Source organism: Pleomorphomonas koreensis DSM 23070 (assembly GCF_000425185.1).
Lineage (GTDB): Bacteria > Pseudomonadota > Alphaproteobacteria > Rhizobiales > Pleomorphomonadaceae > Pleomorphomonas > Pleomorphomonas koreensis.
The window spans coordinates 1-12,557 of sequence record NZ_AULH01000022.1; the positions used below are offsets into that span (position 1 = coordinate 1).

General features: G+C 65.8%; 9 protein-coding genes and 1 pseudogene. 4 read left to right on the forward strand and 6 right to left on the reverse strand.

The window, feature by feature from the left end; all coding sequences use genetic code 11:
• The 5 genes from H512_RS0117305 to H512_RS0117325 all read right to left on the reverse strand — a co-directional run.
• A partial coding sequence (locus tag H512_RS0117305; RefSeq protein ID WP_026784519.1) for an ABC transporter ATP-binding protein occupies nt 1-498 on the reverse strand: 498 nt, incomplete at its 3' end.
• An 86-nt stretch (nt 499-584) separates the two neighbouring features.
• Nucleotides 585-1,679, reverse strand: a complete 1,095-nt coding sequence (locus tag H512_RS0117310) for a carbohydrate ABC transporter permease (RefSeq protein WP_026784520.1) — start codon at nt 1,677-1,679, stop codon at nt 585-587.
• A complete protein-coding gene (locus tag H512_RS0117315) occupies nt 1,679-2,797 on the reverse strand; it encodes a carbohydrate ABC transporter permease (protein ID WP_026784521.1) in 1,119 nt (372 codons plus the stop codon). Before H512_RS0117315 ends, H512_RS0117310 begins: the two co-directional genes overlap by 1 nt.
• A gap of 345 nt (nt 2,798-3,142) precedes the next feature.
• Complete coding sequence (locus tag H512_RS0117320) at nt 3,143-4,468, reverse strand: ABC transporter substrate-binding protein (protein ID WP_026784522.1); 1,326 nt, start codon at nt 4,466-4,468, stop codon at nt 3,143-3,145.
• A gap of 91 nt (nt 4,469-4,559) precedes the next feature.
• On the reverse strand, nt 4,560-5,702 hold the full coding sequence (locus H512_RS0117325; protein ID WP_084798580.1) for a LacI family DNA-binding transcriptional regulator: 1,143 nt from the start codon (nt 5,700-5,702) through the stop codon (nt 4,560-4,562).
• A 912-nt stretch (nt 5,703-6,614) separates the two neighbouring features.
• On the opposite strand from H512_RS0117325, the gene H512_RS0117330 reads away from it, so the two are divergent.
• Nucleotides 6,615-7,544 (forward strand): hypothetical protein, encoded by a 930-nt coding sequence (locus H512_RS0117330; protein ID WP_026784524.1) that lies wholly within the window; start codon nt 6,615-6,617, stop codon nt 7,542-7,544.
• An 83-nt stretch (nt 7,545-7,627) separates the two neighbouring features.
• On the opposite strand, the gene H512_RS27110 is transcribed toward H512_RS0117330, so the two are convergent.
• The gene (locus tag H512_RS27110) at nt 7,628-7,837 is read right to left on the reverse strand and encodes a hypothetical protein (protein ID WP_156899555.1); all 210 of its coding nucleotides are present in this window, start codon (nt 7,835-7,837) and stop codon (nt 7,628-7,630) included.
• Here H512_RS27110 and H512_RS0117335 point away from each other — a divergent pair.
• The 3 genes and pseudogenes from H512_RS0117335 (at nt 7,824) to H512_RS24635 (ending at nt 12,232) form a co-directional block, all read left to right on the forward strand.
• Nucleotides 7,824-9,428: an ABC-F family ATP-binding cassette domain-containing protein gene (locus tag H512_RS0117335; RefSeq protein ID WP_026784525.1), complete on the forward strand. Its 1,605-nt coding sequence runs from the start codon at nt 7,824-7,826 to the stop codon at nt 9,426-9,428. The two genes, H512_RS27110 and H512_RS0117335, sit on opposite strands and share 14 nt — an antisense overlap.
• A gap of 594 nt (nt 9,429-10,022) precedes the next feature.
• A pseudogene (locus H512_RS0117340) lies at nt 10,023-11,849 on the forward strand (phosphoenolpyruvate carboxykinase (GTP)); the annotation flags it as partial.
• Between the two features lie 176 nt (nt 11,850-12,025).
• Nucleotides 12,026-12,232 carry a hypothetical protein gene (locus H512_RS24635; protein WP_036792383.1) on the forward strand — a complete coding sequence of 69 codons (207 nt, stop codon included), beginning with the start codon at nt 12,026-12,028 and terminating at the stop codon, nt 12,230-12,232.
• The last annotated feature ends 325 nt before the right edge of the window (nt 12,233-12,557 follow it).

A 12,557-nucleotide genomic window follows, 5' to 3' on the forward strand; every position in this document is an offset into this window, starting at 1 on the left:
GGCGTCGAGGTTGGAGAGCGGCTCGTCGAACAGGAAGATCTTCGGCTCGCGCACGATGGCGCGGCCGATGGCGACGCGCTGGCGCTGGCCGCCGGAGAGCTGGCCGGGCTTGCGGTCCAAGAGGTGCTCGATGTGCAGGATCTTGGCGGCCTTCTGCACCTTCTCGGCGATCTCGGCCTTGGAGAAGCCGGCGATCTCCAGCGCGAAGGCCATGTTGGCGTAGACCGACTTGTGCGGATAGAGCGCGTAGGACTGGAACACCATGGCGATGCCGCGGTCCTTGGGGGCGATGTCGTTGCACACCTTGTCGTCGATCAGGATCTCGCCGGAGGTGATCTCCTCCAGACCGGCGACCATCCTGAGCAGCGTCGACTTGCCGCAGCCCGACGGGCCGACGAACACCACGAACTCGCCGTCGCCAATGTCCAGATCGACGCCCTTGATGATCTCAACCCGTCCGAAGCTCTTGCGCACATCGCGCATCGTGAGACTGGCCATGCGGTACTCCCTTGTTTCCCTTGGCCCCGGCGGGTTCCGTCTTGCCGGAACCGCACGCGCGGGGCTGCTGTCCTTGTTTCAGCCGTTCACTTCACCGAGCCGGCCGTCAGGCCGCGGACGAAGTAGCGCTGGAGCGAGAAGAAGATGATCAGCGGCAGGATCATCGACACGAAGCCGCCGGCCGTCAGCAGATGCCAGTCGGAGCCGCGCGAGCCCACCATGTCGGCGAGCCGCATGGTCAGCACCTGGACGCCCGGCACGTTGCCGATGAAGATTAACGCCACCAGATAGTCGTTCCAGACCCAAAGGAACTGGAAGATGGCGAACGAGGCGAGCGCCGGCGTCGACAGCGGCAACACCAGCCGCCAGAAGATCTTGAAGTGCGACGCACCGTCGACGATCGCCGCCTCCATGATCTCGCGCGGCAGCGTCGAGATATAGTTGTAGAGGAGGAATACCGCGAGCGGCAGACCGAAGCCGGTATGCGCCAGCCAGACCGCCATGTAGGTGCCGTTCAGCCTCAGGTGCACATAGTCGGTGAGCACCGGCACCAGCGCGATCTGCAGGGGCACCACCAGGAGCGCCACCATCAGTGCGAACACCATCTTGCGGCCGGGGAAGCGCATCCAGGCGAAGCCGTAGGCGGCGAAGGCGGCCATCAGGATCGGAATGACCACGGCCGGGAAGGTGACCGCCATCGAGTTGATGAAGGCATCGGCCATGTCCTCGCCCTTGCGGGCGGCTTCCTCCTGATTGTTGGCGATGGTGACGTTCTTGCCGGCCAGCACGTCGTGGTAGTTCTGGAGCGTGGTGGCGGGCGCGCCGCTCCACTCCTTCTCCTGCACCTGCACGGTGCCGGCGCGCTTGTTGCCGATCCAGACGACGCGCTTGTCGCCGTCGGCCGATTCGACGCCCTTGCGCAGCTCCTCGAAGGTGCCGGTGGCGCCCTCGAAGGTCATGACGCCGTTGCGGTCGATCGACGGATCGGGCGTGAACTGCTCGGTGGTCACCCAGACCTTGTGCGGGATGATCGTCCACCAGCCCGACGACATGATCTCGTCGCGCGGCCGGAAGGAGGAGACGAACAGGCCGAGCGTCGGGATCAGCCACAAGAGGCAGATGACCACCAGCGTGACGTTGACGAAGACGCGCGGGAAGGGGTTGCCCTTTGACTTGGCCATCACAGGGTCTCCCTCTTGTTGAACTGGCGCAGGTTGTAGACCATCACCGGAATGACGGTCAGCAGCAGGACGATGGCGATCGCCGAGCCGAGGCCGAAATTGCGGTTGACGAAATACTGGTTGTAGAACTGGGTGGCGATGACGTCGGTGCCGAACTGGCCGCCGGTCATCACCAGCACCACGTCGAAGATCTTCAGCGTGAAGATGATGACGGTGGCCGACACCGTGACGACGGTGCCCATGATCGAGGGAATGATGATCGAGAAGAAGATCTTGAACTCGCCGGCGCCGTCGACGCGGGCCGCCTCGATGATGTCGGTCGGCACCGACTTGATGGCCGCCGAGAACAGCACCATGGCGTAGCCGGTCTGCATCCAGACGACGATGACGATCAGAAACAGATTGTTCCACGGTTGCAGCATGGCGATCCAGGCCTGCGGCTCGCCGCCGAAGGCGACGACGATGGCATTCAGCAGGCCGATCTGCACGTCGCTCGGATCGCGGACGGCATAGATGAACTTCCAGATGACGCCGGCGCCGACCAGCGAGATGGCCATCGGCATGAAGATGATCGCCTTGGCGAGGTTCTCGAACTTGCTGCGGTCGGCCAGCGCGGCCACGAGGAGGCCGAAGATGATGGTGAAGCTGGCGCCAAACACGATCCACAGCACGTTGTTGCGGAAGGTCACCAGCATGAACGGTTCGGTGAATACCGTGATGTAGTTGGCGAGCCCGACGAAGTTGCTGCCGTCGCGGTCGAACAGGCTGGCGATGAAGGTGCGCACCGCCGGCAGGGCCAGGAAGTAGACGACGAAGGCGATGGCCGGCAGCACGAAGACGATCGGCGTCAGGCGCCGCTGCCAGGCAGACGGCGTGAACTCGACCAACTGGTTGGCGATCAGGTAGAGGATCGCCATGCCGCCGCCGCCCCAGACCATGGCGAACAGGGCCACCACCAGCTTGGGCGCCTGGCTGTCGCGCAGCGCGAAGAAGCCCTCGAACAGGACGACGGCCGCGATGATGCCGCTCAGGAGGGTGAAGAGGGCGCGGTTTCGCCGTCGGCGGGCGCGCGCAAGCTCGGCGGACCGCTCGTCCGCGTCGGGATTGAGAAGCGTCATGTCTGTCCCCCGGAGCGCGACCCCATGGCGGCCGGCTCGTCCTTATGCACAGCGGCGAGTGAGAAACCGGGCAGTCCGACCGGGCCTTCCCAGCCCAGCGTCGACCCGATCGGCGGATTCAGGCGAGGCGTCCGGCGTTGCGGCCGGCGCTGCGCGGGTCGGAGAGCATCGCTCCACCCGGCGAATCCGCGTGAAAGGTCGGTTTGGATGAAGACGCTTTTGCCAAGCATCACCATGGTCCGCCCCGCCTTTTTTGGGTCGCGGCCCCCGCTCGGGCGGGGGCGCGCTTGTCGTAAGTCTTAACCGAAAGTCAACGACGTTGGCCAGTCGGATTAAGTCGAGGACTTACTTCTTCGGCCAGGAGGCGTCGATGTCCTTGAGGGCGGTGTCGAGGTCGGTGGTACCGGACACCCAGGCGGTCATCTGCTTCCAGAACGAACCGGCGCCGACTTCGCCCGGCATCAGGTCCGAACCGTCGAAGCGGACGGCGGTGGCGCCGGCCAGGATCTCGGCGACGCCCTTGTCGACGTCGTTCTTGTACCAGGCGAGATCGGCGTCCTTCTGCGGCGCGATGGCGCCGCCGACGGCGAGCCAGGCCTTCAGATGCTCGGCCTTGGCGAAGTACTGCATGACGGCGCGGACTTCCGGACGGTCGTTGAAGGCGCCCCAGATGTCGCCACCGACTTCAACCGGCTTGCCATAGGCGGGGTCGATGCCCGGCAGGTAGAAGAAGGAGTAGTCGACGCCGGCCTTGGCCTTCTCCGGGAAGAAGGCGGTGATGAAGTTGCCCTGCTTGTGCAGCCAGCACTTCGGCGGATCGGAGAACATGTTGACCGGCGAATCGCCGAAGCTGGTCGACACGATGCCCTTGCGGCCGCCGTAGACATACTTCTCGTCGAGCCAGATCTTGCCGATCAGCTCGGCGGCATGCTTCACCTCGGGCGAGGAGAACGGCAGCTTGCCCTCGGTCCAGGCATCATAGTTCTCGAGCGAGGTCGTGCGCAGCATGAACTCCTCGAGCCAGTCGGTGGCCGGCCAGCCCGTGGCGGCACCCGACTCGATGCCGACGCACCACGGCGTATCGCCGTCGGCGACGATCTGGTCCTGCAGGGCCTCGAGTTCGGCCCAGGTCGTCGGCACCTTGTAGCCGGCGGCGTCGAAGGCCTTCTTCGGATACCAGACCAGGCTCTTGACGTTGACGCGCTCCCACACGCCGTAGAGACCGGGGTTGCCGTCCTTGCCGGGCTTGGTGGCCATGTCCACCCAGCTCGGGATGTACTGCTGGAGGTAGTAGTCCTTGTTGGCGCTGAGGTCGACCAGCTTGCCGGACTTGGCGAAGTTGGCCAGCAGGCCGGGCTGCGGGAAGTCGGCGATGTCGGGCGGGTTGCCGGCGTCGGAACGCGTGGCGATCGTCGCCTCGAACTGCTTCGAGCCCTCGTACTGGATGTCGATGCCGGTGGCTTCCTCGAAGGCCTTGACCGTGTCGTTGAAGCGGACTTCGTCGCCGGCGGTGAACGGACCGAAGGCGGTGACCTTGGTGCCCTTGAACTTGCCGGCGAAGGCGTCGGCCAGCTCGGCCGGCATGTTGTCGGCCGCGGCGGCGGCCGTGACAGCGGCGAAAGCGACGAAAGCCGACGCCATCAGGCAGGCGTTAAGCGATTTCAATTTCATGCAAACCTCCCAAAAATCGGGTCTTCCTAAAGAACGATCGCGCACCTCGCGCGATCTTGACGCCACCGCTCGACGGAAAGCGGCGGCATCATCAGCGTGGCGGAGCAGTCGTCCGGCGCACGATGAGCTCGACGGGCAGCGTGTCGCAGAGCGGCGCCCGCTCGGGAGACTGCAATCTCCCGAGCAGGGCTTCGACGCTGCGGCGCCCGGATTCGAAAAGGAGCTGGCGGACCGTCGTCAGCCCCAGGAAATCGGCGGTCTCGATGTCGTCATAGCCGACCACCGACAGGTCGCCGGGCACATCAAGGCCAAGGTCTCCGGCCGCCTCGATGACTCCCAGGGCCTGCGTGTCGTTGGAAGCGAAGATCGCCGTCGGCCGGCCGGCGGAGGCCAGCATGCGGCGGGCGAGTTCGCGCGCCACCTCACGGCCGAAGCGGCCGTCGAGATGGTGCTCCGGCCGGACCGGAAGGCCGGCGCCGATCAGCGCGCGCCGATAGCCCTCGAAGCGATCCTCGCCGGCGGTGAAGTTGAAGCCGGCGACCGGCAGGTCGCCGATATAGCCGATGCCGCGGTGGCCGAGATCGATCAGATGCTGCGTCGCCAGGCGGCCGCCCTGAATATCGTTGATAACGATACGATCGAACGGCTCGCAAACGGGATTGCCGACGTCGGCGAAAACAACCGGAACGGCAGACCGCTGGAAGCGGGCGACGTCCGACGCCGAAGGGGGCAGGGAAATGATGATGACGCCGTCCACCCGGCGCGGATCGGGCACGGTGCGGAAGTAGCGGTCGCGCTTCTCGACGGCGTCGACATTATAGATGACGAGGTCGTAGCCATTGGCCGACGTCGTCTCCTCAATGCCGTGCAGCCGCTCGACGAAGGCCGATCGCGTGAAGAAAGGCGCAATGACCGCAATGCTTTGCGTCTTGCCCATCGACAGGCCGCGGGCGGCGAGGCTCGGTACGTAGTTGAGCTCGCGCACCGCGCCCAGCACCTTGGCCCGTGTCGTCTCGGACACGCGCGGGTGATCATTCAGCACCCGCGAGACGGTGCCGAGGCCGACGCCTGCTCTCTCCGCTATGTCCTTAATGGTCGGGTGCATGTGGGCGAACATCGTGTGGAAGCGTTTCCATGGAGTATCACAGGCGAGTTCGTTGAGCAATAGTCGCATCTTCGACTTATGTCCAAGGGGGCGTTGGCGGGGCTGTGCGGTCTCCTGACGGTGGTCCATTGAAAACGCGACATTCTTCGGTGAAGCCACCGAAAACGATACGACTAAAGGTCTAGGCCCATTCCGGGGTCGGATGCAAGCTCACCTTGGGTTATTACGTAGTGGCCGCCGAGGCCGACCGCTGTCGAAGCCCGATTCAAAGCGCTTTCAAGGGGAAAGGAGCGATCGCTGGGCTGCCGTTGTCACGCTGTTGCGGAGGTTCTCGCCGGGATGAGGTCGTTTTTGACGATTTGAAACGTTGCAGGGACGTAACCGGGAGGGATGACGACGGTCGCTCGCCATTTTTCGAGCCGGAGACGTCGCGGCGCCGGTCGCTGGCGTCCCGGACTCGACCCCGGCGGCGCCTCGGATTGGATCGCCACGGCTTTTCGCCTCATGGCGGCGCGCTGCCACCCGAAGCATGCGCTTTCCGGCCGCCGCTGGCGCGGACGGGGCGAAAGGACAATTGGTGGTAGAGTGGTTCGGTGATAGACAGGTTGTGGAATTGGTTGCCGAGGGTGATCCCCGGCTATCCGATGGCGGATGCGCCCGAGCCGATGCCCGGCGGGCGGTCCCCGGACGGTCGTGCATTGCTTCTCTATTCCTGTCGAACCATTCGGGAATCGGAACCGCCTACCGGGTGGACCTGACTGGCGGCGAGGGCGTCGGCCCTGAGACGGTTGTCCGGATGAGACGCCGGTTCGTCGATCGGACAGGCCTCGCGAGTGGCCTTGCGTGGGATGCGGCAAGCGGGTGGCCGTGGGAATGCCAACTGGTCAGGCGCCGCGATTGTCCGCACAATGATGTGGCTGCCGGCCGTCGGCCGCGGGCCTGTGCGGGGCGCCCGTCATGGCGGCGTCCGGCGGCTTGTGGCGGGGAGGGCGCGGCGCCTTTCGCGCGATGTCGGTATGCTGCAACGAGTGGAGGAACGTGGTGTTCAGCCAATTCAGACGCTCGCCGCGTCGTTCGGCCTGGAGCCGGGCGGACGCCGATCCGGACGATCTCCGGGAATACGATGCCTTCGGCCCCTGGCTGCTGCCGGTCAGTTCGGCGATCGACATGCCGCCCCGCTTCCGGTCGGCCTACGACGGGTTGAAGGGCGCCGACTACATCGTCAAGATCCCGCGCCCGATAGACCGGCGCGAAGCCTGTCCGGGCGCCGACCTCTACGGCGCGGTGTTTGCCGCCGATGCCCACGGCTTCACCCTGCTGTCGGCGCCGGTCGACGCCGAGGGCTTCATGGCCCGCGAGGTCGCCTGGGACGATGTCGCCGCCGTCCGGGCCGGGCACAATCTGCTGCACGCCGATTTCGCGCTGCTCCTCAAGGAGGGCGACGCGCTGAGCGTCACCTACAATTCGGTCTCCGCCGACCTGATGGCGCGCGTTCTCGCCTTCGCCCGCCAGCGCATCGCCGGGCCGGACGAGTTCCGCTCGCCGCCGGGCGGCGAGGCGGAGGAGTTCGAGGGCTTCTTCTTCAACGCCATGCTGTCCGAGGAGCGGCGCGGCGGCCAGTTCATGCTGCCGATCTATTTCGATCCGCCGGGCCGGCCCTGCCGCAACGCCCAGAACCGCCGCCGCGTCACCACCGGCACGCTGATCCTGCTGTCGGGCGGCGAACTGGTGGTCATCGACCGCGACGCGCCGATGCGGCGGCGCTTCTTCGCGCACTACGCCTACCGCCGGACTTATATCTGCCTGCCGGCGGTGAACGCCTTCCGCCTGCTGCCGCCGCCGGAAAGCGTGCCCGGCCATTTCATGGTGCTGGAGCTGATCATCGACCAGCAGCGCATCGGCATTCCCTGCTTCCGCTCGCCCGATCGCGTCATCGATCTCCTGCGCCGGCGCGGCGTCGCCCGCCTTTAGGGCAGTTCCGGCAAAAGTCGGGAACCGGTTTTGCCTCCGGAGTTGCGCCATACAAAGAGAGAGCATGTCCGATCAATCGGCTTTCATCGGACATGCTCCGGAACCGGCGGGCGGAGCCGCCGGACGCGCGGCATTCCGCTCGTTTCCCCTTGCGCGCCGCCGGCAACCGGACTATAGCGGCGCCCTCCGGGCATCATCGCCCGGCTGAAGCTGGATTTGCCGCAATGAACGACAGCCTGATCGCAGACCTCGTTTTCCCTGCCATCAGGAATCGCATTCATGCCCGCTTCCATCACGCTTTCCGGTCTCAGCTATTCTACGCCTGACGGCCGCCCCTTCTTCGATCATCTCGACATCGCCTTCGGCGCCGAGCGCACCGGCCTGGTCGGCCGCAACGGCGTCGGCAAGTCGACGCTCATCCACCTGATCGCCGGCGAACTGCAGCCGCAGGCCGGCAGCATCGCCGTCGCCGGCCGGCTCGCCGTGCTGCGCCAGATCGTCGCCCCGCCGCCGGGGATGACCGTCGCCGACCTCTATGGCGTGCGCGAGGCGCTCGCCCTGCTCGACCGCGCCGAGGCAGGGGAGGCAAGCCTGTCCGAGCTTTCCGCCGCCGACTGGACGCTGCCGGCCCGGATGGAGGCGTCGCTCGCCGGGCTCGGCCTTGCCGTTGCGCCCGAGACACCGCTCGTCGCGCTGTCGGGCGGGCAGACGACGCGGGCGGCGCTGGCCGCGCTGACCTTCGACGAACCGGACATGCTGCTGCTCGACGAGCCGACCAACAATCTCGATCGCGACGGTCGCCGGGCGGTGGCCGAACTCCTGGCCGGCTGGCGCGGCGGCGCGGTGGTGGTCAGCCACGACCGCGATCTGCTGGAAGGCATGGATGCCATCGTCGAACTGACGCCGCTCGGCGCCGGCCGCTATGGCGGCGGCTGGAGCGCCTACCGGGCACGCAAGGCGGTGGAGCTGGCCGCCGCCCGACATGATCTCGACGACGCCGAGCGGCGGCTGGCCGTCGAGCGGCAGGCGGCGCAGACGCAGGCCGAGCGGCAGGCCCGCCGGGCCGGGGCAGGGGCGCGCAAGGGCAAGAAGGGCGACATGCCGAAGATCGTCGCCGGCGGTCTCGCCCGGCGCGCCGAGGAGACGCGCGCCGCCGACGCCCGCCTTGCCGAGCGGCGGACGGCCGCCGCCACCTCGGCGGCCGACGAAGCGCGGAAGAAGCTGGAAATCCTGGTGCCTTTCTCGGTCAGCCTGCCGCCGTCCGGCCTCGTCGCCGACCGCCTGGTGCTGCGGCTCGACCGGCTGAGCGCCGGCCATGGCGGCGAAGCGCTGGTCCGCGACCTCACGCTGGAGATCAGGGGGCCTGAACGCGTTGCCGTCGCCGGCCCCAACGGCTCCGGCAAGACGACGCTGCTCCGCACGATCGTCGGCGATCTCGCGCCGCTGACCGGCACCATCGACCGCCGCGTCGACTTCGCCTTCCTCGACCAGCGGGTGTCGCTGCTCGACGACGGCGAGACCATTCGCGACGCCTGCCGCCGCCTCGACCCCGATGCCGGCGAGGAAGCCTGCCGGGCGAGTCTGGCCCGCTTCCGCTTCCGCGCCGATGCCGCGCTCCGGACGGTCGGCAGCCTGTCCGGCGGCGAACGGCTGAGGGCCGGTCTCGCCTGCGTTCTCGGACGGAGCCGGCCGCCGCAGCTCCTCATCCTGGATGAGCCGACCAACCATCTAGACATCGAATCGGTCGAGACGGTGGAGGCCGGTCTCCGTGCCTATGACGGCGCACTTCTGGTTGTAAGCCACGACGAAGCCTTCCTCGCGGCCATTGGCGTCGGCCGCCGCGTCGATCTCGGCGGCGTCCGGGAGGAAACACGTCCGGCCTGACCGAACCGCCCGGTTGGCGGTATCGGGAATCATATCGATTGAATGCCGCGATCCCGGCCTTTCGGCGAGGCGATTGCCGGCAATCGGTCCGAATTGGAATGCATTTTTACGTCTCCTAGTATAAACTACGTATTGGATACGTAATGGCACGTAGAACTTTCGGTGAAAAGGATAGCCCTCCCAAGGCGGCCATGAAAAAGCGCAGAAATTAGCCGAATTGCTGAATTGACCATCCTTTTCGTCTCTATTTTGTTCTATTTTTGTTCCAAAATTCCGATCCATCGGACGGTGATCTCGTACGGTCTTACAACGATTGATCCCTCATACTTCAGTCGGTATTGTCTTTTTCCGGAACGCTAATCCGGGCCGCTCGGTTATGGGTGCCGAGCGTTGGAGAGACTGGCAGGAGATGCGACTGTCTTGGGGTTGTCTCAAGGGTGCCGAAGGGTTCCCGGCGATGCTCTTTTATGGTGTAGCCACCACGGCAGAAGCTTCTTTCATCAGGCTGCGAACCTTACCCACCCTTGTCGGCGCTTCGTCTCATAAGTCCTCTCTCACCAATGAGACCGGAACGGGCGGCGATATGTCCATCGGAGAAAGCTGATGTCACAAGCTCCTACCAAGAATGCAAAGCTTATCGCCTGGGTCGAGGAAGTCGCCAAGCTGACGACCCCGGATCGCATCTACTGGTGCGACGGTTCGCAGGAAGAATATGATCGTCTCTGCCAGGAGCTGGTCGACGGCGGCACCTTCACGCGCCTGAACCCCGAGAAGCGCCCGAACAGCTTCCTTGCCCGTTCCAATCCGTCGGACGTCGCTCGCGTCGAGGACCGCACCTACATCTGCTCGAAGACGAAGGACGAAGCCGGCCCGACCAACAACTGGGCCGATCCGGCCGAGATGCGCGCCACCATGAACGGCCTGTTCAAGGGCTGCATGAAGGGCCGCACGATGTACGTGATCCCCTTCTCCATGGGTCCGCTCGGTTCGGACATCGCCCAGATCGGCGTTGAACTCTCCGACAGCGCCTACGTCGCCGTCCACATGCGCATCATGACCCGCATGGGTCAGAAGGTGCTCGACGTGCTCGGCAACGGCGATTTCGTGCCGTGCATCCACTCGGTCGGTGCCCCGCTCGAAGCCGGCCAGAAGGACGTCGCCTGGCCCTGCAACGACACCAAGTACATCGTCCACTTCCCCGAAACCCGCGAGATCATGTCGTTCGGTTCGGGCTACGGCGGCAACGCCCTGCTCGGCAAGAAGTGTCTCGCCCTGCGCATCGCCTCGGTCATGGCCCGCGACGAGGGCTGGCTCGCCGAGCACATGCTCATCCTCGGCGTCAAGAACCCCAAGGGTGAGAAGGCCTACGTCGCCGCCGCCTTCCCGTCGGCCTGCGGCAAGACCAACTTCGCCATGCTGATCCCGCCGCCGGCCTACAAGGGCTGGGAAGTCACCACCATCGGTGACGACATCGCCTGGATCAAGCCGGACGCCCATGGCCGCCTGCGCGCCATCAACCCCGAGAACGGCCTGTTCGGCGTCGCCCCCGGCACCAACGCCGTCTCGAACCCGAACGCGCTTGCCACCCTCAAGGCCAACTGCATCTTCACCAACGTCGCGCTGACCGACGATGGCGACGTGTGGTGGGAAGGTCTCGACGGCGAGAAGCCGGCGCACCTGATCGACTGGACCGGCCAGGACTGGACCCCGGATTGCGGCCGCGCTGCCGCCCATCCGAACAGCCGCTTCACCGCTCCGGCCTCGCAGGTGCCGTCGATCGACGCCGCCTGGGAAGATCCCGCTGGCGTGCCGATCGATGCCTTCATCGTCGGCGGCCGCGTTTCCAAGGCCTTCCCGCTGGTCATGCAGTCCTTCTCCTGGACCCACGGCGTCTATCTTGCCGCCACCATGGGTTCGGAAGCGACCGCTGCCGCCGTCGGCCAGGCCGCCATGCGCCGCGACCCGTTCGCCATGCTGCCGTTCTGCGGCTACAACATGGCCGACTATTGGGCGCACTGGCTGAACATCGGCCGCAAGCTGCCGGCCGCGCCTGGCATCTTCCGCGTCAACTGGTTCCGCAAGGACGAGAACGGCAAGTTCATGTGGCCGGGCTACGGCGAGAACATGCGCGCCCTCGAGTGGATCGTCGGCCGCGTCAAGGGCACGGCTGCCGCTGTCGAGAGCCCCTATGGCCTCGTTCCGCGCTACTCGGACCTGAACATGGAAGGCGTCGACTTCCCGAAGGCCAAGTACGACGAGATCGTCAAGGTCGAGAAGGACAAGGGTCTGGCCGAGGCCGAGGACCAGATCTCGCACTTCGCCAAGTTCGGCGATCGCCTGCCCAAGGAGATGGATCTGGAGCGTCAGCTGCTGGTCGCCCGCCTTGAGCGTTCGCCGGCCGTCTGGACCCTCGAGGACTGACCGGTTTCCGGTAAGCCCAAGGCTTCACTGACGAGATGAAGGACGGCCCCCGGCAACGGGGGCCGTTCCGCTTTCAAGGGCATCCGTCCAATTCCCGATGCGCGAAGCCTGCTGACATCTCCTGTCGCCCGGCCGACCGCAGATGACGGAACGCCGAACGCCGGGAAAGGAAAACGATGAGCAGGATCAATCGCGCCTGGCACGAGGCCAACCCCATGCCGAAGAACCCTAAGCCCGACCAGCGCATGGCCTGGCACGCCGGCCATGCCGCCAATTGCGGCTGCCGCGCCATGCCGGACGGCGTGATCAGGCTGTTCGTCGAGCGCGGTCTGCCGGTGCCCGAGCAACTGGCGCTGAAGGACGGCGCCGGCCGGAAGGGGTGACGGCGTGTTGCCGCCGCAAGGCGCGCTGGCCGGCTTGCCCGGCGATCGCCGGCAGCGGGATCATTGATCTCTCAAGGAGATGGATCGCGCGTTCGTGACCGGCCCAGGCGGGTGTTCCCCAAGGAATTCTCTGGAACCTTTTTTGATTTCGATCATATTTATGAACGGGCCGCCGACAGGCGCTGACGTCCGCCATCGGTGGACGCGGCTCCGGACCGGACTACATTTTCGTTACGACGATCCTCTACGGCCTCGGTTGCAGTTTCGTTTGGCGACATCGGATGTAGACGATTTCGGCCTTGTTGAAGACCGCAAGACCGGTGCC